The following is a 25,896-nucleotide window of genomic DNA, read 5'->3' as shown; positions in this document are numbered from 1 at the left end:
GTCCCATTCCGAACCCGGTAGTTAAGCCTTCCAGCGCCGATGGTACTGCACTCGTGAGGGTGTGGGAGAGTAGGACGCCGCCGAACATTCTTTCCCTCAGGGGCACCCGACGACTCGGGTGCCCCTGAGGGCTTTTTGCGTTCCCAGGAGTGCCGTGGCCGCGCCGGCGGACTACTTTCTTGCCATGCACCGCGACCACGATCCCCGCACGTCCCGCCGGTCCGGCGGCACCGGTGGCGGCACGGCCGACCTGGCCACCGGCCCGTACCGCGTCGACCGCGACCGCGTGGCCAGCTCGCCGTTCTTCGCCCGCCTCGGCGGCGTCACCCAGGTCGTCAGCTCCACCGGGTCCGGTCTCCTGGTGCACAACCGGCTCACGCACAGCCTGAAAGTCGCCCAAGCCGCCCGCGCCATCGCCGAACGCCTCAACACGCGCCCGGACCTGGTCGGCGTCCTGGACAAGCTCGGCGGTTGCGACCCGGACGTGGTGGAGGCCGCCGCCCTCGCGCACGACCTCGGCCACCCGCCGTTCGGGCACCTCGGCGAGCAGGTCCTCGATCGCCTGGCCCGGCACCGGTTCGGCCTGTCCGACGGGTTCGAGGGCAACGCCCAGTCGTTCCGGATCGTCACCACCACCGACGTCCGGGGACCCAAGGCGCTCGGCCTCGACCTCACCGTCGCGGTCCGCGCGGCCATGCTCAAGTACCCGTGGACCCGGCTGTCGCACCCGACCCCGCACCCGCGCGACCTGCCCGCACCGCCCCGCGGCGCCGCCGAACCGCCGGACGCGCCGGGCACGGGTGCCGCGAAGTTCTCCACCTACGTCACCGAGCTGGACGACCTGACCCAGGCCCGCGAGTTCTACGCCGGCCGCCTGGAACCGTGGCAGCAGACCGTCGAGGCGTCCGTGATGGACACCGCCGACGACATCGCCTACGCGATCCACGACCTGGAGGACTTCCACCGCGTCGGCGTCCTCCAGCACGCCACCGTCTCCGCCGAACTCAACACGTGGCTCGACCAGGCCCTCGACCTCGCCGAGCTGAGCGCCGCCGACCTCGCCGCCCAGCAACGCCGCCCCGGCCGGTCCCTGGAGACCCTGCGCCGCCGCCTGCACGCCAAGGACTCGTGGGCCGTGGACGACGGCGCGTTCGCCCAGGCCGTCGCGAAGGTCCGGTCCGAACTGGTCGACGGGCTGCTCGCCGTCCCGTTCGACGGGTCGGTGGAGGCCGAGCAGGCGGTCGCCGGGTTCTCGTCGCGGTGGACGCGGCGGCTGGTCGACGCGGTCGGCGTCATCGAGGAGCCGACCACCCGCTCCGGGCACGTCGTGCTCGCCACCGCCCAGTGGCACGAGGTGCAGGTGCTCAAGTTCGTGCACCGCCGGTTCGTGCTGCTGCGCCCCGACCTCGCGCTGCACCAGCGCGGCCAGGCCCGGCTGCTCACCGCGTTGGTCGAGGCGCTGGAGCAGTGGGCGACCGACCGGCACGAGGCCGACCGCCTGCCGCGCCGCCTGCACGACCTGATCGAACTGGCCACCGCCGAGTACACCGCGTTGGCGCGCACCGACCCCGGCACGCTGGTGGGCGCGACCGGTGACGGACCGTCCGGACCGGACGCCGTTCGGGCGCTCGCGCGCGGCCGGGCGGTGGTGGACTTCGTCGCCTCGCTGACCGACAACCAGGCCGCCGCGCTGCTCGACGCGGTGTCCGGGCGGACCGGTCAGCTGTGGACGGACGCTTTCGTACTGTGAACTGTGATGGGTCTTACCGTCTGAGAAGTAGGCCGAACGGTGGCAGACGGTAAGTATCCGTGCGCAATACGTTGACCCCTCCGATCGGAGACATCCGATCGCCGGCCGCGTGCGTCGGGGGCACGCCCGAAAACTGGGGGAGACGCCTGTGCGCTCACCGAATCGCAGATCCCGAAGAAACCACGTGCTCGCGGCGGGGGCCGCGGCACTGCTGACCCTGCTCGGCTCCGTGACGCCGGCCTCCGCGGACCCGCCGAAGGCGTCCAAGGGCGTCGAGGAGAAGACCGCGCTGCAGATCGCGGCGCTTCAGGAGATCAAGAGGACCGCGTCCAAGACGGAGTCCAAACTGGACAGCGCGCTGCTGGTGGAACAGCGCCGCCGCGCTCCCGGCGGGATCGGCAAGGTCCCGCACCTGAACACCGGCGTGAAGGTCCAGCCGGGCGGCACCGTCCTGGTGGACGTCCGCGCCCACGAGGTGACCGACGACCTGGTCGCCGCCGTCCGCGGCACCGGCGCCGCGATCCGCTCCACCTCCGTGACCGGCAAGACCGTCCGCGCCCAGGTCCCGCTCTCCGCGTTGAGCGCCCTGGCCGCGCGCGCCGACGTCCGCCGCGTCGAGGTCGCCGCCGAGTGGAAGTCCTTCCACAAGCAGGACCCGAAGGACACCAAGGTCCCGTCCAAGGAGGACAAGGCGAAGGAGGTCGAGGAGCGCACGTTGGCGGCGCTGTCGGCCCGGGTCGCCGCGCCCAAGGTCGGCGAGGGCGACCGGGCGCACGCCGCCGACACCGCCCGCCAGACCCACCGCGTCACCGGCACCGGCGTGAAGCTGTGCGCGATCTCCGACGGCGTGGACGGGCTGCTCGCCTCGCAGACCGCCGGCGAGCTGCCCGCCGTGGACGTTCTGACCAGCCAGGAGGGTTCGGGCAGCGAGGGCACCGCGATGCTGGAGATCCTCCACGACATCGCGCCCAACGCCGAACTCGGCTTCGCCACCGCGATCAACGGCGACGCGAGCTTCGCCGACAACATCCGCGGCCTGCGCTTCCAGCTGGGCTGCGACGTGATCGTGGACGACATTCTGTACTTCAACGAGAGCCCGTTCCAGGACGGCGTGATCGCCCGCGCCGTGGACGAGGTCGTGGCCGCCGGCGCGGTGTACTTCTCCTCCGCGGGCAACGAGGGCAACGTCGCCGACGGCACCTCCGGCCACTGGGAGGGCCGGTTCGTCGACTCCGGCGTGGGCATCGGCAAGTTCGCCGGCACCGCGCACGACTTCAACGCCGACCCGGGCGCCAAGCAGGTGTTCAACCCGCTGTCCGACCGGTCCGGCAACGTGCCGGTGACGCTGTTCTGGTCCGACCCGCTGGCGTCGTCGTTCAACGACTACGACCTGTACCTGGCCAACGCGCAGGGCAACGTGGTGGCGTTCAGCCAGAACAACCAGGACGGGGTGCAGGACCCGTACGAGCGGTTGCAGACCCCGGCGGGCGCGACCGGTCTGCGGCTGGCCGTGGTGAAGTTCCGCGGCGAGGACCAGTACCTCTCGCTGTCCGCGCTCGGCGGCCGGTTCAAGGACTCTTCCGACGGTCTCAAGGGGTACGCCACGCCGGGCGTGACCCGCGGGCACTCGGCGGCCAAGGGCGCGATCAGCGTGGCCGCCGCCCCGGCGAACAACCCGCTGCCGTTCGACCTGGAGCCGGGTGACCCGGCCAACCCGCGCGGCCCGTACCCGAACGCGTTCGACGGCACGCAGAAGCCCGAGCGGTTCACCTCCGACGGCCCGCGCCGGGTGTTCTTCGCGCCCGACGGCACGCCGCGCGAGGAGGTGCGGCAGAAGCCGGACCTGACCGCGGCCGACGGCGTCGCCACCTCCGTGACCGGCTTCAACCCGTTCTTCGGCACGTCGGCGTCCGCGCCGAACGCGGCGGCGATCGCGGGTCTGATCCTGTCCGGCAACCCCGGTCTGACGCCGGCCGAGGTGCGCGAGGCGCTGACCACGACCGCCCTGGACATCGCCGAGGCGGGCGCGGACAACCGGACCGGAGCGGGCATCGTGCGCGCGGACCTGGTCCTGGCCTACACGGGCGCGTCGCCGCAGCCGCTGGCCAAGGCGCAGCGGCCGTCGGTGGTCAACGACGCCGACGGCAGCCAGTACCTCAAGCCGGGCACGACGGCGACGGTGACCGTGCCGGTGGCCAACGTCGGCGACGGCACGGCCGCCTCCACCAGCCTGGTGCTGACCTCGCCGACCGCCGGGGTGACCATCGCGCCGCGGTCGAAGTACTACGGCAACGTCGAGGTCGGGCAGACCGTGACGAACACGTTCAAGGTGACCGTGCCCGCCACGGCCCAGCTCGGCCTGCCCGTGCGGTTGGACGCCCGGGTCACCTTCGCGGGTTCGACCTCGCCGACGACCGGCACGTTCAACGTGCCCGTGGGCGAGCCGTCGCGGGAGACCAAGCACTTCGCCTACAGCGGTCCGGTCGTGGCGATCCCGGACAACGACGCGACCGGCGCGTCCGTGCAGATCCCGGTGACCGGGGTCGGGCGCGGGTCGAAGCTGACCTTCTCGGTGGACGGGGCGACGTGCTCCGCGGTCGAAGGGGCCACGACGGTGGGCATCGACCACACGTTCACCGGTGACCTGGTCGGCACGCTGACCTCGCCGTCCGGGGCGACCGCCACGGTGTTCTCGCGCAGCGGCGGCACCGGGGCGAACCTGTGCCAGGTGGTGTTCGACGACTCGGCCGCGAAGGCGTACTCGACGGTGACCGCGAGCCTCGCGCCGTTCACCGGCACGTGGCGGCCCAACAGCCCGTTGGCGGCGCTGCTGGCCGAACCGGTCGACGGCACGTGGACGTTCAAGGTGGTCGACCAGGTGGCGGCCGACCGCGGCTCCATCCGCGCGGTGTCGCTGCACCTCAACGGTTACGTCTGATCGACGCCGGTAACGGCTGCTTGAAGGATCGGCCCCGGTGCCACGGGGCCGATCCGCCGGTCGGGGCAACGCGTTGGTGCGAAGAAGGCCCCCGGAGGGTTCTCCGGGGGCCTTCGCGACTTCGGGTCGGCAACACGACCTTTACTTCGGCCACTCCCAGCGGATGCCGAACACGCCCGGGCCGAAGCCGAGCGCGACCGCGTGCACGCCGCCGGCCGCGTCCAGCGCGAGGTTGCGCCGCCGCGACGGGGTGTCGTCGCCGGCCGGGACGCTGAACTGCTGGCAGCGGGCGGGCAGGTACGACTGGTCGAAGCGCACCTCGATCACGTACTCCCGCACCGGCAGCCGGAACTTGCGCGCGAACGTGTTGTTGCCGGCCGGGTAGTGGCCCTCGGCGAACAGCAGCTCGTACTCCATGATGATCGTCTCGCCCCTGGTCAGGGGGCGGTCGAACATCAGCTCGGCGACCATGATGTTGGCGTCGGTGTCCTCGGCGTAGCGGCCCAGGTGGCAGTTGCGCAGGTTGACCACGTCCGGCAGGACGTCGGACTCCTCGGTCTCGAACACCAGCGCCCAGCGGTCCGGGCCGTCCTGCTCGGCGCGCAGGATCTGGCGCACCCACACTGAGCGCTGGCCGCCGTCCGCGGCGATCTCGATGCGGTCGTGCTGGCTGATCCGGCCCAGCTTCACGTCGGAGGACGTGTCCACCTTCTGCAACAGGTTCGCGACCCGCTCACGACGCGCCCACAGGGCGTCGATCGGCATCATCGTCGTCGGGCGCGACCGCCTGCCGCGCGGGCGCGGCGGCCCGAGCAGCGCCGACAGGCCGGCCTGCGGCACGCCCAGCACGGTCTCCAGGTGGCGCAGCGCCTCCAGCGACTCCGGTCGCTCGGGGCGGCGGCGGCCCGACTGCCAGTAGCTCAGCGTGGCGACGCTGATGGTGACCCCGCGCAGGGCGAGCCTGTGCTGGATGCGGTCGAGACTCAGCCTGCTGGCCTTGATCGCCGCTCTCAGCGCCTCCGGGAAGGGTCCCGTGGTCAGGAGCTGCGCAAGACTGCCGTGGCCCGTCGAGTCGAGGTCGTCGACGGACAGGTTGGGTCGACCGGCAGCGTTGGTCATTGTGACTCCCCGCTGTCATTAGATCACGCCCCAGTGACCCTACCCGCCAACGCAGTGCGGTGGTGCCTACCAGGTGGAGTCAATGGTTGGTCCATACGGGTCACGAGTTCACTGGGGTGGCACTCGATCTGTCAAGTGGTGATTGCCTGTGGTCTGGAATCTGTAAACCCGTCGGTAACATTGTGCACGAGATTCCGGAGGTCGTGGTACTGGCCCCCTTCGGGATCGGTTGAGCGGTGGTGGTGGCCGCGCTGCGTGACGCGGCCACCACGGCCCGTTTGGCGTAACCCGATCGGTTGGCCCTACTGTGTGCCCGGTGACCGACCTGGTGCCCGTTCCGGACGACCCGTTGAGCGAGGTCGCCGCCGCCGTCCTCGGGGTGGGGGAGCACCAGGTGGTCGACCTGCTCGACGTCGTGCGCGAGCCCGCGCCGGTCGGCGTGGACGTGGTCCGGGCGGGTGACGACCTGCTGCCCCGGTTGGCGCACGAGAACGCCCTGTCCCACGCGTTGGCGCTGGCCCGGAAGGCCCTGCGGCCCGGCGGGCTGCTGGTGGCCGCGGTGCCCGAACTGGACCGGTTGAGCATGCTGCGGCCCACCGCGCCGCCGCCGCGGGTGTCCGGGCGCGGGCGGGACCGGCAGGTCACCGTGCAGCTGTGGGACTGGGCGGCGGACGGTGAGTCCTACGCGCTGGAGGTCGTGCGGCTGGTGCGCGGGGAGACGTCCTGGGAGGTCGCGAACACCGTGGCCACGCGGCACCGGGTGCTGACCGCCGAGCAGATCTCCGACGAGCTGTCCGGCGCGGGGTTTGGGGCGGTCCAGCGGCTCTCGCCCGCCGAGTGCGGTTACCTGCTGCCCGTGTGGGTGGCCGTGGCGCCGGCATGACCAAGGTCCGCCCGGTGTCCGGCGGCGGGCGGGCGGTGGAGGTCGAGCCCGAACGCCTGGAGGGGTGGTTCGAGCGGTTCGCGGCTCGTCACGGCGGTGTGGTCGCCACTTCGGTCGGTGCCTCGTCGTTCGTGGTGACGGCGGTGGACGGGGCGTCGGCTTCGGTCTCCTCGGCGTTCGGGGAATTCACCCCCGTGGGTGACTCCGATGGTTTGGCGCTCGATGCGTTGCTGACGCAGGCGTTGGCAAGTCGGCGGATCGGGCTGGTGCTGGTGCGGCTGGGCGGGCACAGCGTCGGGGTGGCGGTGGACGGGTCGGTGGTGACGTCGACCACCGACAGCCGTCAGGTGCACGGGCGCAACAAGGCGGGTGGCTGGTCGCAGCAGCGGTTCGCGCGCCGGCGGGAGGGTCAGGCGCGGGTGGCGCTGGCGGCGGCGGCCGACGACGTGGCCCGGGTGCTGGTGCCCGTGCTGGACTCGTTGGACGCCGTGGTGCTGGGCGGCGACCGGCAGGCGCTGGACGTGCTGCGGGCGGACCGGCGGCTGGCCGGGGTGTTCGCCCTGGCCTCGCCGCGGGTGCTGGACGTGCCCGAGCCCCGGCGGGCGGTGCTGGACGAGGCCGCCCGGCGCGCACGGGCGGTCGAGATCGTCGTCCGCGACTGATCACGGCGTGCCGGCGGTCTCCCAGGTCTTGGCGGCTTCGCGGGCGGCGGCCACCGCGGTCCGGCGGGAGTCCTCGACGTCGCCCAGCACGGTCGGGTGGTGCCGGACGGCGGTGATGTCGGTGATGCCCGCCCAGCGCAGCCAGTCGTCGAAGAAGGTGGACTGGAAGTCGGTGCCGAACCCGGTCGGGAGGCCCGGAGCCCACACGGCGCTGGTGTAGACGACCGCGGCCTTCTTGTTCCTGAGCAGGGGCTCGTAGCCGGTCTGCGCGTCGAATCCCCAGAGGAGGCCGGGCTGGGAGACGACGTCGATGAACTGCTTGAGGATGTACGGGATGCCGGCGTTCCACATTGGGACGCTGAACAGCAGGCGGTCGGCGGCGTCGAACCGGTGGAAGGCGGCGATGACGGCGTCCCACGCGTGCTGTGCCGCGCCGGTCGGGGTGCCGCCGCGGATCAGCGTCATCTTGGCCTCGGTCTCGGCGGGGCCGAAGGCGGGCAGGGTGCCGTCCCACAGGTCCCAGTGCTCGACTTCGTCGTCGGGGTGGGTTTCGCGGTAGGCGTCCACGAAGGCCGCGGCGATGGCCAGGGACTCGGACTCGGTGCCCCGCGGTGAGGCGGAGATGTGCAGCAGCTTGCCCATGGTGCTCCTCGTTGTCTTGCGGTTCGGCGCCTTGCGGTTCGGCGCCTTGGAGTGCGATTCGGACTATGGTCCGCTTGCCTCCGACGTTAGCGGACTGTGGTCCGCTTCTGCAAGGTCCGGAAATTGATCGAACTCATGACAACCACCGGGCGGCCCAACCGCATGGATAGGGGTGAAGGGCCCCGCGAGGAGGTGGTCCACCAAGCGAAGGAGCAGGTCATGCGCACTCGACTCGTCCTGGCGGCCGGTGCCGTCGTCGTCGGCGGTATCGCCATCGCCGTGCCCGCGCTGGCGGGAGCGTCCGGCGAGCCGACCCCGTCCCCGGTACCGACCACACCCGCCCCCACGGCCTCCGCCCCCGCCGTCACGCCCGCCCCCGCACCGCCTTCGGTGACGCCGGCACCGTCGCTCCCGCCGTCGGCGACGCCCGCTCCGGCGCCGCCCGCGGTCACGCCAGCGCCCTCACTCCCGCCGTCGGCGACACCCGCACCCGCGCCGCCTGCGGTGACACCCGCACCGCCGGCCCCGGCCATCGGCGCGGCCCCACTCCCGACCACCCCCGGTGAGCCCCCGGTCAGCCCTCCGGCTCCGACCGCGCCCGCCCCGACCCCGAGGCGATGACGGCGTGAATTGGGACGCGGAGTTCACCGAACACTTCGACCGGTGCGCCGACTCGATGCGCTTCACCGCGTACTTGTTGTGCGGCAACCACCACGAGGCCGAAGACGTGGTGCAGACCGCGTTCCTCAAGCTGTACCTGGCCGGGCCGAAGCTGGTCCGGCGCGAGGGCCTGGAGCCCTACCTGCGGAGGATCGTGGTGCGCACCTTCATCGCGGAGCGGCGGCGGGTGCGGTGGCGGCGCGAGCAGTTGCGCGGCGAACTGCCCGAGCAGGCCCAGGCCCCGGTGCTCAGCGAGGACAAGTTGGTGGTCTGGGACGCGCTGCGGTCGGTGCCGGCCAAGCAGCGCGCGGTCCTGGTGCTCAGGTTCTGGCACGACCTGGGCGTGGAGGAGACGGCGGCGGCGCTGCGCTGCACGGTCGGCACCGTCAAGAGCAACACCAACCGCGGCCTGAAGGCGTTGCGGCGGCGGTTGGGCCCGGCGTTCGAGGAACTGTGGCAGGAGGTGTCACGCGGTGCTTGAGGACCGTTTGAAGGAGTTGTTCGACGAGCTGAACATCAAGCCGAGGCCGAGCACGTTCGGCGCGGTGGACATCGTGTGGCACGGCCGGCGCATCCGCACCCGCCGCCGGCGCCTGGCCGTGGTCAGCAGCGCCCTGACCACAACAGCCCTGGTGGCGGCAGCCGGCTTCGCGCTCAACCAGCCGAACGGCACCACCACGCCCGGCACCGGCACCCCACCCACCTCGACCTCGACCACCCCACCCCCCGACCAGCCCCACACCACACCCGCCCCCGCCCCGCCCTCACTCACACCACCGCCCAGCCAGCCCCCCACCGCGCCGCTACCCAGCCAACCCCCGGTCGCCCCGGCCCCGCCCAACGTCACCCCCAACCCGAACCCGCCCGCCCCCGGTTCACCACAAGGCAGCTCCCCACCGGGCGCGAGCGCGGCCCCGCCCGCCCCAGGCACCACGCCGCCCCTCCCGGCGGCTCACCTGGTACCGACCGGCTGAACCGGAGCAACCGGCCGGCTGAGCGGGGGTGATCGGTCGGCTGAGCGGGGGTGATCGGCCGGCTGAGCCGGAGCAACCGGCCGGGGTCAGGCGAGGGTGCCGGTCGCCAGCAGGCCGCCGTCCACCCGGACGGTCTCGCCGGTGATCCACGACGCCCCGTCCGAGGCGAGGAACGCCACCAGGCGGGCGACGTCCTCCGGCGACCCGAGGCGCTTCATCGGGTAGTGGCCAGCGGCCTCCTCCTCGCGGCCCGTGTAGAGCGCCTCGGCGAAGCGGGTCTTCACCACGGCCGGGGCCACGGCGTTGACCCGCACCTTCGGGCCGAGCTGCCACGCCAGCTCCTCGGTCAGCCGGATCAGCGCGGCCTTGCTCGCCCCGTACGCCCCGATCACGCCGGTCGACCGCAGGCCGCCCACCGACGCCACGTTCACCACCGCGCCGCCGTTCTCCTGCATCCACGCCTTCCACACCAGCTGCACGAATCCGAGCGCGGCCACCACGTTGACGTCGAAGATCTTCTGCACCGCGCCCAGGTCGGCCTCCATGAGCGAGCCGAAGACCGGGTTGATGCCGGTGTTGTTCACCAGCACGTCGAGCCGGCCGAACCGCTCGACCGTCCGGGTGACGGCCTCCTCGCGGTCGTCGGCGTGGCCCGCGTTGCCCGGGACCGCGAGCACCCGCGACTCCGGCACGCCCGCCTCCTCCGCCAGCGACCGCGCCGCCGCCGCGACGGCGTCCGGCTTGCGCGCGGTGATGGTGACCGACGCGCCGCGCGTGAGCAGCTCCCGCGCCACGCCGTAGCCGATGCCCCGGCTCGCGCCGGTGACCAGTGCCGTCCTGCCCGTGAAGTCCGCGCCCTCGATGCTCGTCATGCGCGAAATGTATGCCGGTGGACACACGCGGCTAATTCGGTGGCGCCCCGCCCGTAGACTGGTGGGGTGGTCGTCTTGATCGAGTAGGTCCGTTGCGCGCGTCCGAAGCCGCACTGTCGACCCCGCACGACCACAATCCACCGGAGTTCCGCCTTGATCACCGCAACCGATCTTGAGTTGCGCGCCGGTTCGCGCATCCTGCTGTCCGACGCCACGCTGCGCGTCCAGCCCGGCGACCGCATCGGCCTCGTCGGCCGCAACGGCGCGGGCAAGACCACGTCCCTGCGCGTCCTGGCCGGCGAGGGCCAGCCCTACGCGGGCGAGGTGCGGCGCAGCGGCGACCTCGGCTACCTGCCGCAGGACCCGCGCGAGGGCGACCTGTCGGTTATCGCCAAGGACCGCGTGCTGTCCGCGCGCGGCCTGGACCAGCTGCTGCGCGACATGGAGAAGATGCAGTCCACCATGGCCGAGCTGGTGGACGACGCCGAGCTGCAGGCCGCCGTGCGCAAGTACGGCAAGCTGGAGGAGCGGTTCGCCGCCCTCGGCGGGTACGCCGCCGAGAGCGAGGCCGCCCGGATCTGCTCCAACCTGGGCCTGGCCGACCGCGTCCTCGCGCAGCCGCTGCGCACCCTGTCCGGTGGTCAGCGCCGCCGGGTCGAGCTGGCGCGCATCCTGTTCGCCGCGTCCGAGGCGGGCGTGGGCGCGAAGTCCAGCACGATCCTGCTGATCGACGAGCCGACCAACCACCTCGACGCCGACTCGATCGCGTGGCTGCGCGGGTTCCTCAAGAACCACGACGGCGGCCTGGTCGTGATCAGCCACGACGTCGAGCTGCTCGACGACGTGGTCAACAAGGTGTGGTTCCTCGACGCCACCCGCGGCGAGATCGACATCTACAACATGGGCTGGAAGAAGTACCTGGAGGCCCGCGCCGCCGACGAGAAGCGCCGCCGCCGCGAGCGCGCCAACGCCGAGAAGAAGGCCGGCGCGCTGATGGCGCAGGCCGACAAGATGCGCGCGAAGGCGACCAAGGCGGTGGCCGCGCAGAACATGGCCCGCCGCGCCGAGAAGCTGCTGTCCGGCCTGGAGGAGACCCGCCAGGCGGACAAGGTCGCGAAGATCCGCTTCCCGCAGCCCGCCGCGTGCGGCCGGACCCCGCTCACCGCCGAGGGCCTGAGCAAGTCCTACGGGTCGCTGGAGGTGTTCACCGGCGTCGACCTGGCGATCGACCGCGGCTCGCGCGTGGTGATCCTGGGCCTCAACGGCGCGGGCAAGACGACCCTGCTGCGCCTGATCGGGCGGATGGAGCAGCCCGACACCGGCGAGGTCGTCCCCGGTCACGGCCTGAAGGTGGGCTACTTCGCGCAGGAGCACGAGACGCTCGACCACCATGCCACGGTGTGGGAGAACATCCGCCACGCCGCCCCGGACGTGCCCGAACAGCAGCTGCGCTCGCTGCTGGGCACGTTCCTGTTCAGCGGCGAGCAGCTCGACCAGCCCGCGGGCACCCTGTCCGGCGGCGAGAAGACCCGGCTCGCGCTCGCCGGCCTGGTGTCCAGCGCCGCGAACGTGCTGCTGCTCGACGAGCCGACCAACAACCTCGACCCGGCCAGCCGCGAGCAGGTGCTCGACGCGCTGCGCCGCTACGAGGGCGCGGTCGTGTTGGTCACGCACGACCCCGGAGCGGTGGAGGCCCTTGAGCCCGAGCGGGTGATCCTGCTGCCCGACGGAACCGAGGACCACTGGTCCGAGGAGTACCTGGAACTCGTGCAGTTGGCCTGAGCAACAGGTTTCAGTCGCATCACGGTAGATCCACTCTCCGTGTTCGCCCCTCACCCGATCGACCGCTCGCCGATCTTTTCGCATGATCGCCTGGCGTTCTTGGTCGCCGTGTTCGATCATTGCGACGACAGGGGCTTTCACGGCCCGACCTGCTGTCTACGGAAGGCGGGACAAGGTGGCTGACCTGAAGAAGGGCGCCCGGATCACCGGCGCCACGCGGGACAAGCTGGCCGCTGACCTGAAGAAGAAGTACGAAAAGGGCGCGAGCATCCGGGCGTTGGCCGAGTCCACCGGACGCTCCTACGGCTTCGTGCACCGGGTGCTCAGCGAGTCCGGTGTGCAGCTTCGCGGTCGCGGTGGCGCCACCCGCACGAAGAAGAAGTAAGCTACCCTCCGGTAACAACGGGCGTCGAGGAGAGACGGCGCCGACCTGAACCCGGAGGTAACGCGCATGTCGGCACCGACCACCATCGACGCCGGCCTGCTGGAACGCGGAGGCGTGCGGCTCGTCGTCGACGGACCGCGCGCGACGATCACGCTCGATCGTCCCGACGTGCTCAACGCACAGACGCCGTCCACCTGGACGGCGTTGCGGACGATCGGCGCGCTGCTGGACCCGGACGTCCGCGTCGTGGTCGTCCGGGGCTCCGGTCGTGCCTTCTCCGCCGGTCTCGACCGGCGGATGTTCAGCGGCGCCCCGGTGGAGGGCGAGCCGGGCCTGTCGGAGATCACCCTCCGCGGGCCCGAAGGCGGCGCGGCGTTGATCGCGGAGTTCCAGGAGGGTTTCCGCTGGCTGCGCGACCCCTCCCGGGTGACGATCGCCGCCGTGCACGGGCACGCCATCGGCGCGGGCTTCCAGCTCGCGCTGGCGTGCGACTTCCGCGTGGCAGCGGACGACGTGCAGTTCTGCATGGCCGAGACGTCCCTGGGCTTGGTCCCCGACCTGGGCGGCACCCTGCCGCTGGTGAGGCTGGTCGGGTATTCGAGGGCGGCCGAGATCTGCGTGACCGGTCGCCGGGTCGGCGGCGAGGAGGCCGAGCGCATCGGCTTGGCCAACCGCGTCGTCCCCGGCGACCGCCTCGACGCGGCCGTGGACGACCTGGTCACCCAGGTCCTGCGCCCCATGCCCGGCGCCGTCCGCGAGACCCTGGCCCTGCTGGCGCACGCGGCGGACAACGCCACCGAGCAGTCCCAGCTCCAGGCGGAACGCGAGGCCCAGGTCCGCCGCCTGACCGAACTGACCGCCCTGGCCACAGCCGCCACCAAGGCCTGACCCACACTCACCACTCCCCGGCACCCACCCGCGACGCGCCGCCACCCGCGACGCGCCGCCCACCCGGGACGCGCCGCGCCGCCCGGGACGCGCCGCCCACCCACGACCTCCGCCCCGCCCGCGACCCCCGCCCCGCCCGGCCGCCCCGCCCGCGGCCCCACCGCCTGTGCCGCCTGTCCGCGCCGTACCGCCCGTGCTACCCGCCCCAACATCACCCGATCGGGGACATGCAGGATCTGCGACCTTTCCCCGACTCGCGCGTCCCGTAGAAGGAGGGACGCGGGGGCGGGGGACGGGCCCGGGCTACGCCGACAGCGGACAAGTAGTCGCCCGCACCGGGAAGCCGTGAGCCGACCTGGGCGTTCTCCCCTGTCGTGGATGGCACATGGGGCTTGATGCGCAGTGCGATGGCGGCGTCCGGCACGCCGAAGGCGGTGCGGCGGGGGACGTTCAGGCGGGTGGTCGGGTTCGCCGGGCCGCATCGGGCCAAGTTGGGGGTGTTCCTGGCGCTCACGGTCGTGTCGGCGGTGCTCGCGGTGAGCACGCCCGTGCTGGCCGGCCGGGTGGTGGACGCCATCGTGGGCGGCCGGGACGTGTCGGTCGTCGTGTGGCTGGCCGTCGCCATCGCCGGGATCGCGATCGTGGACGCCGCGCTCGGGCTGGTCGAGCGGTGGCAGTCGGCGCGGATCGGGGAGGGGTTGATCTACGACCTGCGGCGGGCCGTGTTCGAGCACGTGCAGCGCATGCCGGTCGCGTTCTTCACCCGCACCCGGACCGGGGCGCTGGTCAGCCGGCTCAACAACGACGTGATCGGCGCGCAGCGGGCGTTCACCTCGACGCTGTCCGGCGTGGTCACCAACGTCATCCAGCTCGGCCTGTCGCTGGGCGTGATGTTCACGCTGTCCTGGCAGGTGACAGCCCTCGCGCTGGTGCTGCTGCCGATCTTCGTGCTGCCCGCCCGCCGCATGGGCAGCCGCATGGCAGACCTGCAGCGCGAGGCGTCCACGCTCAACGCCGGCATGACCACGCAGATGACCGAGCGCTTCTCCGCGCCCGGCGCGACGCTGGTCAAGCTGTTCGGGCGTCCGCGGGCCGAGCTGGGCGAGTTCAGCGAACGGGCCGAGCGCGTCCGGGACATCGGGGTCCGCACCGCGATGGCCACCCGCTGGTTCATGACCGGCCTCACGCTGGTCTCCGCCCTCGCCCAGGCCCTCGTCTACGGCCTCGGCGGCTACCTCGCGCTGACCGGCCACCTCGCCGCGGGCACGGTCGTGTCGCTCGCCCTCCTGCTCACCCGCCTCTACACGCCGCTGACCGCGCTGGCCAACGCCCGCGTGGACGTGATGACGGCGCTGGTCAGCTTCGAGCGGGTCTTCGAGGTGCTCGACCTCAAGCCCATGATCGAGGAGAAGCCGCAGCCCCGGAAGCTGCCCGACGGGCCGGTGTCGGTCGAGTTCGAGGACGTCCGGTTCGGGTACCCGGCGGCGGACAAGGTGTCCCTCGCCTCGCTCGAATCAGTCGCGACCCTGGACAGCCGCGGGGGCGAGGAAGTGCTGCACGGCATCAGCTTCCGCGCCGAACCCGGTCAGCTCGTCGCGCTGGTCGGCTCGTCGGGCGCGGGCAAGTCCACGATCGCCTCGCTCGTGCCGCGCCTGTACGACGTGGACGCGGGCGCGGTCCGGCTGTCCGGGGAGGACGTCCGGGACCTCGGGTTCGACGACCTGCGCCGCGCGGTCGGCGTGGTCACCCAGGACGGGCACCTGTTCCACGACACCATCCGCGCCAACCTGTCCTACCCGCGCCCCGACGCCGGCGAGGACGAGCTGTGGGACGCCCTCGACCGCGCCCGCCTCAAGCCGCTGGTGCGGTCCCTGCCCGACGGCCTGGACACGGTCGTGGGGGAGCGCGGCTACCGGCTCTCCGGCGGCGAGCGGCAGCGGCTGACCATCGCCCGGCTGCTGCTGGCCCGCCCGCGCGTGGTCATCCTCGACGAGGCCACCGCCCACCTGGACTCCGAGTCCGAGGCGGCGGTGCAGGCCGCGCTGGGCGAGGCGCTGCGCGGCCGGACCGCGCTGGTGATCGCGCACCGGCTGTCCACGATCCGCGCCGCCGACCAGATCCTGGTCGTGGAGGACGGCCGGGTCGTCGAACGCGGCACCCACGCCGAGCTGATCGAGGCGGACGGGCGCTACGCCGAGCTGCACCGGACCCAGTTCGACGAAGCGCCCACCGCCGCGTGACCCGACCAGCGGGCTAGATCGCGCCGAGGAACTTGGCGGCGGCGCCGACGGCGACCTTCGAGGTGTCGCCGTCGATGACCACCACCGAGAACGCCAGGTCGCCCCGGTAGCCGATGAACCAGCCGTGCGAGCGCGTGCCGTCGCCGTGCTGGGCCGTGCCGGTCTTGCCGCGCACGTCGCCCAGCCCGGCGAGCTGGGTCGCGGTCCCGCCGGTGACCACGCCGCGCATCATGGTGCGCAGCGCGGAGGCGACGTCGCCGGGCAGCGCCCGCCCGGTGCCGCCGGTCGTCGGGATCTCCCGGATCAGGTTCGGGGTCGGGATGCTGCCCTTCGCCACGGTCGCCGCCGCCAGCGCCATGCCGAACGGCGTCGTCTGCACCTTGCCCTGGCCGATGCCCGCCTCGACCCGCTCGGGGACGGTCCCCGCCGGCGGCACCTTGCCGGTGTTGGTGGTGACGCCGGCGATGGTGAAGTCCGCGTCCAGCCCGAACAGCGACGCCGCGCGGGGCAGGGCGTCGGCGGGCAGGTCGGCCGCCAGCTGGCTGAAGCTGGTGTTGCACGACGCCGCGAACGCCTGCCGCAGCGACACCGTCCCCAGGTCGAACTGGCCGTCGTTGACGATCTGCCGCGTGCCGATGGTCTTCTTGCCCGGGCACTCGACCTCGGTGTCCAGCGTCGCGGTGCCCGCCGTGAGCGCCGCCGCCGCGGTGACGATCTTGAACGTCGAGCCGGGCTCGTACCAGCCCTGCATCGCGACCAGGCCGCCGGAGCTGGCGGCGGCGTTCTGCGCCACGGCCACGATCTCGCCCGAGGACGGCTCGATCGCCACGATCACCGCCTTCTGCTCCACCTGGTCCACCGCCGCCTGCGCCGCGCGCTGCACCGGCGGGTCCAGCGTCACGGTCAGCGTCTGCTTCGCCTGGGCCTTCTTCTCCTGGACGACGGTGACCGGCACGCCCGCGGGATCGACCACGGCGACCTGCCAGCCGGGAGTCCCGGTAAGGCTGCCGACCTCCCGCCGCACCGAACCCATCACCTGCGGGGCCAGGTCCGGCGCCACGGGCGCGCCGGTCCGGTCGAGCAGCGCGCCGTCGCCGGAGGTCGGCAGGTAGGCCAGGCTCTGGCCCTCGGCGAGCTGCGGGTGCAGCACGGTCGGCGCCCAGTGCACCCGCCACTTGCCCTCGACCAGCCGCAGCTCGACCTTCGTCTGGTACTTCACCGACGTCTGGTCCGGCAGCGACCACGTCACGTCGAGGTCGGCCACGGCCGTCGTCGCGGACTCGGCGGGCGGCGGGACGACGCCCAGCCGCCCGTGGAACTCCGTGGCCGTCATGCCCTGGAACGTCTTGAACAGCACCGGTTCCGCCGCCCCGGCCGCGTCGGTGGCCGCCGCCGCGCGGGCGGCGTCCTTGCGCACCAGCCAGTTGACGAACTCCTGGGCGGCCGGTCCCGGCTGCGGTCTCACCGTCGGCACCGGCGGGTCGGCCAGCGGGCTCGCGCCGGAGGTCAGCACGACCACCCCGGCGACGATCACCGCGACCGCCGTCAACCCGCCCCCGGCCAGCACGAAGCGCTTCGTTCTCTGGTTCACGATTCCCCCTCCGGACCGGAGGTTATCGCCACCCCGTGGAGGAATCGTGAGTATTCGTACTCATCCCAACTGCGGGATGCGGGACTGGTACTTGCGCAACAGGTCCGAGTTCGCCGCGTCGCCGCCCTCGACGTTCGCGCTGCGCCACAACGGGAGCGCGACGCCGGTCTCGGCGGCCTTGTCGAACAGCCGCACGAGCAGCAGGTTCCACAGGAACGCCGTGGCCACCGTCGACACGGCGGCGATCACCGGGCTGTCGACCGGGTAGGTGGCGTCGCCGGGCGGCACGAGGTTGTCCAGCACGACGGTCGCGTTCTCGGCCAGCGTGGTGCCCGCGCGGCGCGGTGCGGCGGCGCTCGCGGCCAGGGACGTCACCGCGACCACCGGGACGCCGGAGTCGGCGGCGTGCACGGCCAGCTCCACCGGGTACGGGTTGACGCCGGAGGTGGAGAAGACGAACAGCACGTCGTGCGCTGCCAGGCCCGCCTCCCGCAGCACCTCGGCGGCCAGGCCCGAGCGGCGCTCGGCGGCGGTGCTGCTGATCGCGCCGTGCATGGGCAGCAACTCGGGGTGGTAGACCGGGCGCACGCAGGCCAGGCCGCCCGCCCGGTAGAAGGTCTCGGCGACGGCGGCCAGCGAGTGGCCCGCGCCCGCGGCGAGGATCGTGCCGTCGGCGCGCACGGTGGCCAGGACCAGCTCCGCGACGTCGTCCAGCGCCGCCGCGTTGGCCTGCTCCACCCAGGTGAGGTGGTTGCGCACGACATCGCCGTAGTCGGAGCCGGGCACGGTCTCGGTCATGCGGTCCCTCCAATGGTCTGAACCAAGTGATCGCCAGTCCTACCCGATCCGCGCACCGGCCGCCAGGAGGCGTTTGACGTTCGAACACATCACATGTTCAGATGAACACCATGGATGTTGCAACGCGCCACGAGCTGATCCTCCAGCGGCTGCGCGGCGGCGAACGGGTCGCCGTCGGCGCGCTCGCGGAACTGGTCGGCGCGTCGGAGATGACCGTGCGCCGCGACCTGGACGCGCTGGAGCGCGACGGGCTGCTGCGCCGGGTGCGCGGGGCCGCGGTCAGCATGCTGACCGGCGAGGAGACCCCGTACGCGGCGCGGTCCCGGCAGCGCCTGGAGGCCAAGCGGCGCATCGGCGAGGCGGTCGCGGACCTGCTCGACGACGGCGAGACCGTGGTGCTCGACGGCGGCAGCACCACCCTGGAGGTCGCGCGGCGGCTCACCGACCGGCGGCTCACCGTGCTCCCGCTGTCCCTGCACGCCGCCGACGCGCTGCGCGGCGCCGAGAACGTGCGCATGGTCCTGCCCGGCGGCGACATCCGCCCCGGTGAGCTGGCGTTCGTCGGCCCGCTGACCGAGTACGCGTTCAAGGTCATGCGGTTCGACACGATGGTGCTCGGCAGTTGCGGCCTCAGCGCCCGCGACGGCGTCTCCGCCCACGACCTCGCCGAGGGCGCGGTGAAGAAGGCCGCCGTGGACGCCTCCGCCCGCATCGTCGCCGCCGTGGACAGCTCCAAGTTCGGGCGCACCGCGTTCGGCCGGGTGTGCGGCGCCGACGAGATCGACGTCCTGGTCACCGACCGGGACGCCCCGCGGGACGAGGTCGAGCGGCTGCGCGAGGCCGGCGTGGAGGTCCGCCTTGTCTGACACCGCCCTCGACGCTCCGCGCCGCGCACGGGTCGCCACGGCGCTCGTGTTCGCCCTGCACGCGGCCGTCTTCGCCGCGTGGACCCCGCACATCCCCGCGGTGAAGGAGGAGTTGGGCCTCAACGACGGCACCCTCGGCCTGACGCTGCTGGGCGCGCCCGTCGGGTCCGTCGTCGCGATGCTCCTGGTGGGCAACGCCGTCGCCAAGTGGGGCAGCCGGCGGGTCGTCCTGCTGATGTTCCTGGGCTACGGCCTGACCTCGCCGCTGCTGGGCATCGCGTGGACGGCGTGGGCGCTGTTCGTGGCGCTGGCGCTGTGGGGCGCGTTCCAGGGCGCGCTGGACGTGGCGATGAACTCGCAGGGCATCGCCGTGGAGAACGCCTACGGCCGCCCGATCCTGTCCAGCTTCCACGCCTGGTGGAGCTTCGGCGGGTTCATCGGCGTCGGCCTGGGCGCGGTCGCCATCAGCTTCGGCGTGGACCTGACCGGCCAGATGGTCGCCGTCACGGTCCTGGTCGCGCTGGTCGCGTGGCCGCTGTCGCGGGCCATGCTCGGCGACGACCACGCGGTGGACGAGCACAAGCTCGGCCTGCCGTGGCGGGACAAGCGCGTGCTGGTGCTCGGCGCGATCATGTTCGCCGGCCTGCTGTGCGAGGGCGCGGTCGGCGACTGGGCGGCGCTGTACCTCAAGGAGACCGTCGGGGTGTCGGCGGAGGCGGCGGGCTGGGGCTACGCGGTGTTCGCGATGCTGATGTTCGTCGGCCGGGTCATGGGCGACCGGTGGGTGCTGCGCTTCGGGCCCGCCCGCGTGGTGGCGTCCCTGGCCGCCGTCGGCGCGGTGGGTCTGGGCGTGGCCCTGGTGGTCGGCCAGTTCGGCGTGGCGCTGGTCGGGTTCGGCCTGTTCGGGCTGGGCCTGGCGTGCATCGTGCCGGTGGCGTTCAGCTCGGCCGCGGCCCAGTCCGACGCCCACGCCGCGCAGGCCATCGCCGGGGTCGCCACGGCCGGCTGGGCGGGCTTCCTGCTGGGTCCGCCGCTGATCGGCCTGCTGGCCCACGCCACGTCGCAGAGCCTGGCCCTGGGCATCCTGCCCGTGCTGTGCCTGGGGGTGGTCCTCAGCGCCCGTGCGCTCAAACGGTGACGAGCCGAAGCCGACACCCGAGGGCAACCGCCTCAACGGCTGGTGCACGGATCACGGCAGGTCCTCGGGCCGGTCCACGTCGCGGCCGTCCGCCACGTCGTCGCACGGCACGGCCACCGCCCCGTGCGCCTTGAGGTAGTCCCGGGCCCCGGCGTCACCGGTCGCGCAGTCCGACACACCGCGCCAGTGGTCCCTGCCGATGAGCACCGGGTGGCCCGGCGCGCCGCCGTACTCCGCGCGGGCCAGCGCGGACGGGGTGGCGCGCGCGGCGAAACGGCGCACCGCCGCGACCGTGACGCCCGGGGTGTCCACCGGCAGCACGACGACCGCGTCCGCCGAAGCGTCCAAGGCCGCCAGGCCGACCCGGAGGGACGACCCCATGCCGGACGCCCAGTCGTCGTTCACGACCACGTCCGCACCGTCCAGCACGGCCCTCGCGCGCACCTCCTCGGAACGCGCCCCGAGCACCACGACCACCGGCGCGCACCCCGCGTCGCGCAGCACCGCCAAGGTCGAGTCGACCCACAGCGCACCGGCGTGCGACACCAGGGCCTTGGGCCGGCCGAACCTGCGCCCGCCGCCCGCGGCCAGCAACAACCCCGCGACCCGCATGGGGTCACACTAGGGCTTGGTGCCCCTTCAGCTCGGCCCGGCTGGAGACGGCCAGCTTGCGGTACACCCGCGTCAGGTGCTGTTCCACGGTGCTCACGGTGATGTGCAGGCGCATCGCGATAGCCCGGTTGCTGTGGCCACACGCGGCGAGGGTCGCGACCCTGCGCTCCGAGTAGGTCAACTCCGTCATACGCCAGAACACGTGCCACGCCGGGGGCGCGGTTCAACGATCACGGACAAATCACGAAAGATGCTCCAGCAGCAGGGCCGTCAACGCCTCGGGCACCTGCTCCGGCACCCAGTGCGACACGTCCTCCAGCATCTCGAACCGGTACGGCCCCTTGACCCACTTGCCGGTGTCCAGCGCGGCGGTCGAGCCGAACGCCACGTCCTCCGTGCTCCACACGTACATCGTGGGCACCGTGACGTGCTCGATCCGCCCGCCCGGACGGCCCGCGCGGTACCAGTTGAGCGCCGCGGTCAGCGCGCCCGGCTCGGACAGCCGCCGCACGTACTCGTCCACCCGCGACGGCGGCACCTTCCACTCGAACATCCGGCGCAGCGCGTCCGCGTTGTCGGCCAGCATCCGCTTCTCGGTGGTCGAGGAGCGCCACTCGGTCATGTACGCCGAGCGCATGTGCTGGTCCTCGTCGGTCTTCATGGCGTCCGCCAGCGCACGCGGGTGCGGCGTCGAGACCGCGGTCAGCGTCCGCAGCCGCTCCGGGTGCTCGTAGGCCGTCCACCACGCCACCGCGCCGCCCCAGTCGTGCCCGACCAGGTCGAACCGGCCGAACCCGAGCGCGTCCGCGACCGCGAGCACGTCGCCGACCAGCGAGTCCACGCCGTACTCCGCGGGCCGCTCGGGCCGCACGCCGGGGGAGTAGCCGCGCTGGTCGAACGCCACCGCCCGGTACCCGTTGCGCCCGAGCACGTGCACCGGGTGCTCCCAGGCCACCGCCGCCTGCGGGAAGCCGTGCAGCAGCAGCACCGGCCGCCCGTCCGCCGGTCCGGCCGCGATCGCGTCGAAGACGCCCTCGCCCGTCTCCACCGCAAGCTGTTCGATCACTGTGATCCAGGTCCCATCCGTGATCCGGTCGTGGTCCTCGCCCGAACATTCAACCGTGCCGCCCGCGCTCCACGCCCTCGCGCCCGCCGGACCCGTCCGCGCCGCCGTCCTGGTGCTGCACGGCGGTCGGGCCAACGGTTACGGCCCGGTGCACCGCGCCCGGCTCACGTACCTGCGGATGCTGCCGTTCGCCAAGGCCCTGCGCCGTGACGGCGTCGCCGTCCACGTCCTGCGCTACCGCTACCAGGGCTGGAACGCGCCGCACCTGCACCCCGTGGAGGACGCACGGTGGGCGTTGTCGCAAATGCCCGATGTTCCCACGGCTCTCGTGGGCCACTCCATGGGCGGCCGAACCGCACTACGCGTGGCCGACGACCCTCAAGTGGTCGCCGTGTGCGCACTCGCGCCGTGGATCGAGCCGGGTGAACCCGTGGCACAGCTCGCCGGACGGTCACTCCTGATCGCACACGGCGACCGTGAGCGCTACACCGACCCCGCGAAGTCCTACCGGTACGCCGTGCGCGCCCGTGGCGTCACGGAACGCGTGGCGCGCTTCGCCGTGCACGGCGACGGCCACGCCATGCTGCGCCGCGCCGCCGACTGGACCCGTCTGGTCAAGGACTACGTCTTCGGCGAACTGAATGTCGAACCGGTCGCCCCGTACATCACGAACGCCATGTGCTCGTCGGAGGGTCTCGACGTCCCACTAGGAGGAACACGTGGTGCAAACCGGTGAACGACCGCGCGTGGCGGTCGTCGGCAGCGGGGTGGCCGGGCTGACCGCCGCCTACCTGTTGGCGCGCCGCTACGAGGTGGTGCTGTTCGAACAGGACGACCGGCTCGGCGGTCACGCGCACACCCACGAGCTGCCCACCGAGGACGGCGGCACCACCCACGTGGACAGCGGGTTCATCGTCCACAACGAACGCACCTACCCGAACCTGGTCCGCCTGTTCCGTGAACTGGGCGTGTCCACTCAGGACTCCGAGATGTCCATGAGCGTGCGGTGCGACGGGTGCGGCCTGGAGTACGCCGGGGCCCGCAAGCTCGCCGGGCTGTTCGCGCAGCCCGCCAACCTCGCCCGACCCGCCTACCTGCGCATGCTCGCCGAGGTGGCCCGGTTCCACCGGCACGCCAAGCGCCTGCTCGCCCTCGGCGACGACCACGACACCACGCTCGGCGCGTTCCTGGCCATCGGCGGCTACTCGCGGTACTTCGTGGACCACTTCGTCCTGCCGCTGGTGTCGGCCGTGTGGTCGGCCGGTCCCGACGTCAGCCGGCGCTACCCCGCGCGGTACCTGTTCGAGTTCCTGGCCAACCACGGAATGCTGTCCGTCGGTGGCTCGCCGCAGTGGAAGACGGTGGTCGGCGGGTCGCGCGCGTACGTGGAGAAGGTCGTGAAGGACCTGACCGCCGTGCACGTGTCCACCCCGATCCGGGCCGTGAACCGCACCGCCGACGGCGTGGAGCTGCGCGACGACGCCGGTCAGCGGCACCGCGCCGACAAGGTCGTCATCGCCACGCACCCCGACCAGGCCCTGGCCCTGCTCGCCGACCCGACCCCCGACGAACGCGCGGTGCTCGGCGCGTTCCGCTACTCGCGCAACGAGACCTGGCTGCACCACGACGCCCGCGTCCTGCCCGCGTCGGCCGGCGCGAAGGCCTCCTGGAACGTGCGCAAACCCGCCTGCCACGAACGCGGCGGGCCCGTCCTGGTCAGCTACCACATGAACCGGCTCATGCGCCTGGCCGAGCCCCTTGACTACGTGGTGACACTGAACGCGACCGATCTTGTCGACCAAGGCTCGGTGATCGCCCGGATGGTGTACGAACACCCCGTCTACACGCCGGAATCCCTTGCGGCCCAAAGACGGCTGCCCTCCCTGGACACCGCGGTGACAACCTACGCCGGCGCCTACCACGGGTGGGGTTTCCACGAGGACGGGTGCGCGTCGGGGGTGCGCGCGGCGGGCGTCTTCGGAGCGGCCTGGTGAACCTGTACGAGGTCGAGATCGGCCACGTGCGCCGGGAACGCCTGAACCGCTCGTTCACCCACCGCGCCTACGTGTGGCTGGTGGACCTGGACGCGCTACCCCGCCTGCCGTTCTGGCTGCGGCCGTTCGCGCGGTTCGACGCCCGTGACCACCTGGGGTCGCCGGAGCGGTCCATCAAGGAGAACGTGAACGCCTGGCTCGCCGCACGGGGCATCGACCTCGCGGGCGGGCGCGTGCTCATGCTCGCCAACGCGCGCCTGCTGGGACATGTGTTCAACCCGCTGTCCCTCTACTGGTGCTACAACGCGTTGGGCGCGCTTGAGTGCGTCATCGCCGAGGTACACAACACTTATGGCCAACGGCACGCGTACCTGGTGCGCCCGGACGACGCCGGCCGCGCACGGGTCGAAAAGGACTTCTACGTGTCGCCGTTCCTGGAGCTGTCCGGCGAGTACGTGATGCGCCTGCCCGAGCCGGACGAAGAACTCTCCGTGACCATCGCCCTGCGCCAGGGCGGCCACACGCCCTTCAGTGCCACGATGAAGGGGCACAGGCGGCCCGCGACACCGCGGGAGCTGGTCCGGCTGCTGGTCCGCCGACCGCTGGTGACCCACCGGGTGTCCGGGTTGATCCGCCGTCACGGCATCGCGTTGTGGGCGCGACGCGTGCCGATCGTCCCGAGGAGTGGCCGATGAGCACCATCGACGTACCCCGCCCGAACCAGGGCGTGTGGCCCGGACTGCACACCCCGCCCCGCTCGCCGTGGCGGGCCCGCCTCGCCGAGGCCCTGTTCCGCAACGCCGTGCGCGCCCTGCCCGTGCGGGTAGTGCTGCCCGGCGGCGCGCGGCTGGGCGCGGGCGGCCCCGACGCGCCGGTCATGCGCCTGCACCGGCCGGAGGCGTTCTTCCACCGGCTCGGCGTGGACGCCAAGATCGGGTTCGGCGAGGCGTACATGGTCGGCGACTGGACCTCCCACCGCCTGGCCGACCTGCTCACCGCGTTCGCCGCCCGCCTGACCACGCTCGTCCCGCCGAAGCTGCAACTGCTGCGCCGCTGGGCCGAGCGCCGCCACCCCGCGTCGGACAGCAACGACCTCACCGGGTCCCGGAGCAACATCCACCGGCACTACGACCTGTCCAACGACCTGTTCGCGGTGTTCCTCGACGAGACCATGACCTACTCGTCGGCCTGGTTCGAGCGCCGCGACCAGCCGCTGGAGGACGCCCAGCTGCGCAAGATCGACGGCGTGCTGGACTACGCGGGCGTGCGGTCGGGCTCGAACGTCCTGGAGATCGGCACCGGCTGGGGCGCCCTGGCCGTCCACGCCGCCCGGCGCGGCGCGACCGTCACCTCGCTGACCCTGTCCGCCGAGCAGAAGGCGCTGGCCGAGAAGCGGGTGGCGGCGGCCGGCGTGGGCGACCGGGTCACCGTGCACCTGCGCGACTACCGCGAGGAGACCGGCCGGTACGACGCCGTGGTCAGCGTGGAGATGATCGAGGCCGTGGGCGGCGAGTACTGGCCGGCCTACTTCTCCATGGTCGACCGGTCACTCGTGCCCGGCGGGCGGTTCGGGCTCCAGGCCATCACCATGCCGCACGACCGGATGCTGGCCAGCGCCGCCAGCTACTCGTGGATCCACAAGTACATCTTCCCCGGCGGCCTCATCCCGTCGGTGCGGTCGATCGAGGAGGCCGTGCGCGACCACACCGCGCTGCGCGTCGAGGCCTCCCGCGAGTTCGGCCCGGACTACGCCGAGACGCTGCGGCGGTGGCGCGAGCGGTTCCTGGACCGGTGGGACGAGGTGGCCGCCCTCGGGTTCGACGACACCTTCCGGCGGATGTGGGAGTTCTACCTGGCCTACTCCGAAGCGGGCTTCCGTGTCGGCTATCTGGGTGTCAGGCAGTTCGCCCTGGTGAAGTAGCGGCGCGGCTCATTGGGCCGAACGGTTCATTCCATCCCTCGCTCGGGTGCTGTTCCCACCACGTGGACCCCGTTCGTGGTCAGCTTTGGCGAATCCCGTATCAGGGGCCGCCCAG

General features: G+C 72.5%; 24 protein-coding genes and 1 rRNA gene. 17 read left to right on the top strand and 8 right to left on the bottom strand.

What is annotated here, in order from left to right:
• The 3 genes from rrf to ABD126_RS17725 form a co-directional block, all read left to right on the top strand.
• Positions 1–86: ribosomal RNA gene (gene rrf, locus ABD126_RS17735) — 5S ribosomal RNA — on the top strand; the annotation flags it as partial.
• Positions 87–184: 98 nt separating this feature from the next.
• Positions 185–1,750 carry a deoxyguanosinetriphosphate triphosphohydrolase family protein gene (locus ABD126_RS17730; protein ID WP_343934959.1) on the top strand — a complete coding sequence of 522 codons (1,566 nt, stop codon included), beginning with the start codon at positions 185–187 and terminating at the stop codon, positions 1,748–1,750.
• A 184-nt stretch (positions 1,751–1,934) separates the two neighbouring features.
• Positions 1,935–4,688, top strand: a complete 2,754-nt coding sequence (locus ABD126_RS17725; RefSeq protein ID WP_343934958.1) for a S8 family serine peptidase — start codon at positions 1,935–1,937, stop codon at positions 4,686–4,688.
• Between the two features lie 141 nt (positions 4,689–4,829).
• Here the strand turns inward: ABD126_RS17725 and ABD126_RS17720 are convergent, their stop codons facing one another.
• Positions 4,830–5,807, bottom strand: coding sequence for a helix-turn-helix transcriptional regulator (locus ABD126_RS17720; RefSeq protein ID WP_343934957.1), 978 nt, complete (start codon positions 5,805–5,807; stop codon positions 4,830–4,832).
• 316 nt (positions 5,808–6,123) lie between these two features.
• On the opposite strand from ABD126_RS17720, the gene ABD126_RS17715 reads away from it, so the two are divergent.
• Together ABD126_RS17715 and ABD126_RS17710 are read left to right on the top strand one after the other, a co-directional pair.
• The gene (locus ABD126_RS17715) at positions 6,124–6,690 is read left to right on the top strand and encodes a hypothetical protein (RefSeq protein ID WP_343934956.1); all 567 of its coding nucleotides are present in this window, start codon (positions 6,124–6,126) and stop codon (positions 6,688–6,690) included.
• A complete protein-coding gene (locus tag ABD126_RS17710; protein WP_343934955.1) occupies positions 6,687–7,352 on the top strand; it encodes an acVLRF1 family peptidyl-tRNA hydrolase in 666 nt (221 codons plus the stop codon). Before ABD126_RS17715 ends, ABD126_RS17710 begins: the two co-directional genes overlap by 4 nt.
• Here the strand turns inward: ABD126_RS17710 and ABD126_RS17705 are convergent, their stop codons facing one another.
• Entirely contained in the window at positions 7,353–7,994 is a 642-nt protein-coding gene (locus tag ABD126_RS17705) for an FMN-dependent NADH-azoreductase (RefSeq protein ID WP_343934954.1), read from the bottom strand. It abuts the gene before it with no gap.
• A 625-nt stretch (positions 7,995–8,619) separates the two neighbouring features.
• Between ABD126_RS17705 and ABD126_RS17700 the strand changes: the two genes are divergently transcribed.
• Both ABD126_RS17700 and ABD126_RS17695 read left to right on the top strand, forming a co-directional pair.
• Positions 8,620–9,135 carry a SigE family RNA polymerase sigma factor gene (locus tag ABD126_RS17700; protein WP_343934953.1) on the top strand — a complete coding sequence of 172 codons (516 nt, stop codon included), beginning with the start codon at positions 8,620–8,622 and terminating at the stop codon, positions 9,133–9,135.
• Positions 9,128–9,628 carry a hypothetical protein gene (locus ABD126_RS17695; RefSeq protein WP_343934952.1) on the top strand — a complete coding sequence of 167 codons (501 nt, stop codon included), beginning with the start codon at positions 9,128–9,130 and terminating at the stop codon, positions 9,626–9,628. Before ABD126_RS17700 ends, ABD126_RS17695 begins: the two co-directional genes overlap by 8 nt.
• Positions 9,629–9,714: 86 nt before the next feature.
• On the opposite strand, the gene ABD126_RS17690 is transcribed toward ABD126_RS17695, so the two are convergent.
• The gene (locus ABD126_RS17690) at positions 9,715–10,500 is read right to left on the bottom strand and encodes an SDR family oxidoreductase (RefSeq protein ID WP_343934951.1); all 786 of its coding nucleotides are present in this window, start codon (positions 10,498–10,500) and stop codon (positions 9,715–9,717) included.
• A 153-nt stretch (positions 10,501–10,653) separates the two neighbouring features.
• Here ABD126_RS17690 and ABD126_RS17685 point away from each other — a divergent pair, with 153 nt between their 5' ends.
• From ABD126_RS17685 to ABD126_RS17670, 4 genes are all read left to right on the top strand, one after another.
• Positions 10,654–12,282 (top strand): ABC-F family ATP-binding cassette domain-containing protein, encoded by a 1,629-nt coding sequence (locus tag ABD126_RS17685; RefSeq protein WP_343934950.1) that lies wholly within the window; start codon positions 10,654–10,656, stop codon positions 12,280–12,282.
• A gap of 175 nt (positions 12,283–12,457) precedes the next feature.
• On the top strand, positions 12,458–12,667 hold the full coding sequence (locus ABD126_RS17680) for a helix-turn-helix domain-containing protein (protein ID WP_015103570.1): 210 nt from the start codon (positions 12,458–12,460) through the stop codon (positions 12,665–12,667).
• Positions 12,668–12,733: 66 nt separating this feature from the next.
• Positions 12,734–13,555 (top strand): enoyl-CoA hydratase/isomerase family protein, encoded by an 822-nt coding sequence (locus tag ABD126_RS17675; protein ID WP_343934949.1) that lies wholly within the window; start codon positions 12,734–12,736, stop codon positions 13,553–13,555.
• Positions 13,556–13,929: 374 nt separating this feature from the next.
• Complete coding sequence (locus ABD126_RS17670) at positions 13,930–15,795, top strand: ABC transporter ATP-binding protein (protein ID WP_343934948.1); 1,866 nt, start codon at positions 13,930–13,932, stop codon at positions 15,793–15,795.
• Between the two features lie 13 nt (positions 15,796–15,808).
• Here the strand turns inward: ABD126_RS17670 and ABD126_RS17665 are convergent, their stop codons facing one another.
• A complete protein-coding gene (locus ABD126_RS17665; protein ID WP_343934947.1) occupies positions 15,809–17,386 on the bottom strand; it encodes a penicillin-binding transpeptidase domain-containing protein in 1,578 nt (525 codons plus the stop codon).
• 60 nt (positions 17,387–17,446) lie between these two features.
• Positions 17,447–18,184 (bottom strand): SIS domain-containing protein, encoded by a 738-nt coding sequence (locus ABD126_RS17660; RefSeq protein WP_343934946.1) that lies wholly within the window; start codon positions 18,182–18,184, stop codon positions 17,447–17,449.
• Positions 18,185–18,294: 110 nt separating this feature from the next.
• Between ABD126_RS17660 and ABD126_RS17655 the strand changes: the two genes are divergently transcribed.
• Complete coding sequence (locus ABD126_RS17655; RefSeq protein ID WP_343934945.1) at positions 18,295–19,050, top strand: DeoR/GlpR family DNA-binding transcription regulator; 756 nt, start codon at positions 18,295–18,297, stop codon at positions 19,048–19,050.
• The gene (locus ABD126_RS17650) at positions 19,043–20,188 is read left to right on the top strand and encodes an MFS transporter (protein ID WP_343934944.1); all 1,146 of its coding nucleotides are present in this window, start codon (positions 19,043–19,045) and stop codon (positions 20,186–20,188) included. The genes ABD126_RS17655 and ABD126_RS17650 overlap by 8 nt, the downstream gene beginning before the upstream one ends.
• Before the next feature lie 51 nt (positions 20,189–20,239).
• Here ABD126_RS17650 and ABD126_RS17645 read toward each other — a convergent pair whose 3' ends face one another.
• The 3 genes from ABD126_RS17645 to ABD126_RS17635 are packed head-to-tail and all read right to left on the bottom strand — an operon-like array spanning position 20,240 to position 21,866.
• Positions 20,240–20,800 (bottom strand): nucleotidyltransferase family protein, encoded by a 561-nt coding sequence (locus ABD126_RS17645; RefSeq protein ID WP_343934943.1) that lies wholly within the window; start codon positions 20,798–20,800, stop codon positions 20,240–20,242.
• Between the two features lie 4 nt (positions 20,801–20,804).
• Positions 20,805–20,990: a helix-turn-helix domain-containing protein gene (locus tag ABD126_RS17640; protein WP_121228113.1), complete on the bottom strand. Its 186-nt coding sequence runs from the start codon at positions 20,988–20,990 to the stop codon at positions 20,805–20,807.
• A 51-nt stretch (positions 20,991–21,041) separates the two neighbouring features.
• Positions 21,042–21,866, bottom strand: a complete 825-nt coding sequence (locus ABD126_RS17635) for an alpha/beta fold hydrolase (protein WP_343934942.1) — start codon at positions 21,864–21,866, stop codon at positions 21,042–21,044.
• A gap of 55 nt (positions 21,867–21,921) precedes the next feature.
• Here ABD126_RS17635 and ABD126_RS17630 point away from each other — a divergent pair, with 55 nt between their 5' ends.
• Genes ABD126_RS17630 through ABD126_RS17615 form a run of 4 tightly spaced genes read left to right on the top strand, consistent with a single transcriptional unit; the run spans position 21,922 to position 25,781 of the window.
• Positions 21,922–22,602, top strand: a complete 681-nt coding sequence (locus ABD126_RS17630) for an alpha/beta hydrolase (protein WP_343934941.1) — start codon at positions 21,922–21,924, stop codon at positions 22,600–22,602.
• Positions 22,586–23,860, top strand: coding sequence for an NAD(P)/FAD-dependent oxidoreductase (locus ABD126_RS17625; RefSeq protein WP_343934940.1), 1,275 nt, complete (start codon positions 22,586–22,588; stop codon positions 23,858–23,860). The genes ABD126_RS17630 and ABD126_RS17625 overlap by 17 nt, the downstream gene beginning before the upstream one ends.
• Complete coding sequence (locus tag ABD126_RS17620) at positions 23,854–24,555, top strand: DUF1365 domain-containing protein (protein WP_343934969.1); 702 nt, start codon at positions 23,854–23,856, stop codon at positions 24,553–24,555. The genes ABD126_RS17625 and ABD126_RS17620 overlap by 7 nt, the downstream gene beginning before the upstream one ends.
• Positions 24,552–25,781 carry a class I SAM-dependent methyltransferase gene (locus ABD126_RS17615; RefSeq protein ID WP_343934939.1) on the top strand — a complete coding sequence of 410 codons (1,230 nt, stop codon included), beginning with the start codon at positions 24,552–24,554 and terminating at the stop codon, positions 25,779–25,781. Before ABD126_RS17620 ends, ABD126_RS17615 begins: the two co-directional genes overlap by 4 nt.
• Positions 25,782–25,896: the final 115 nt, after the last annotated feature.

Origin of the sequence: Saccharothrix mutabilis subsp. mutabilis, assembly GCF_039521145.1 — a bacterium.
GTDB lineage: Bacteria > Actinomycetota > Actinomycetes > Mycobacteriales > Pseudonocardiaceae > Actinosynnema > Actinosynnema mutabilis.
The sequence above is the reverse complement of the archived record's forward strand: the minus strand, read 5'-3'. Positions and strand labels throughout refer to the sequence as shown.

Coding starts and splice junctions, on each gene's coding strand:
- ABD126_RS17730 (WP_343934959.1), top strand. CDS start 185: ATGCACCGCGACCACGATCCCCGCACGTCCCGCCGGTCCGGCGGCACC.
- ABD126_RS17720 (WP_343934957.1), bottom strand. CDS start 5,807: ATGACCAACGCTGCCGGTCGACCCAACCTGTCCGTCGACGACCTCGAC.
- ABD126_RS17710 (WP_343934955.1), top strand. CDS start 6,687: ATGACCAAGGTCCGCCCGGTGTCCGGCGGCGGGCGGGCGGTGGAGGTC.
- ABD126_RS17705 (WP_343934954.1), bottom strand. CDS start 7,994: ATGGGCAAGCTGCTGCACATCTCCGCCTCACCGCGGGGCACCGAGTCC.
- ABD126_RS17690 (WP_343934951.1), bottom strand. CDS start 10,500: ATGACGAGCATCGAGGGCGCGGACTTCACGGGCAGGACGGCACTGGTC.
- ABD126_RS17675 (WP_343934949.1), top strand. CDS start 12,734: ATGTCGGCACCGACCACCATCGACGCCGGCCTGCTGGAACGCGGAGGC.
- ABD126_RS17660 (WP_343934946.1), bottom strand. CDS start 18,184: ATGACCGAGACCGTGCCCGGCTCCGACTACGGCGATGTCGTGCGCAAC.
- ABD126_RS17655 (WP_343934945.1), top strand. CDS start 18,295: ATGGATGTTGCAACGCGCCACGAGCTGATCCTCCAGCGGCTGCGCGGC.
- ABD126_RS17645 (WP_343934943.1), bottom strand. CDS start 20,800: ATGCGGGTCGCGGGGTTGTTGCTGGCCGCGGGCGGCGGGCGCAGGTTC.
- ABD126_RS17640 (WP_121228113.1), bottom strand. CDS start 20,990: ATGACGGAGTTGACCTACTCGGAGCGCAGGGTCGCGACCCTCGCCGCG.
- ABD126_RS17615 (WP_343934939.1), top strand. CDS start 24,552: ATGAGCACCATCGACGTACCCCGCCCGAACCAGGGCGTGTGGCCCGGA.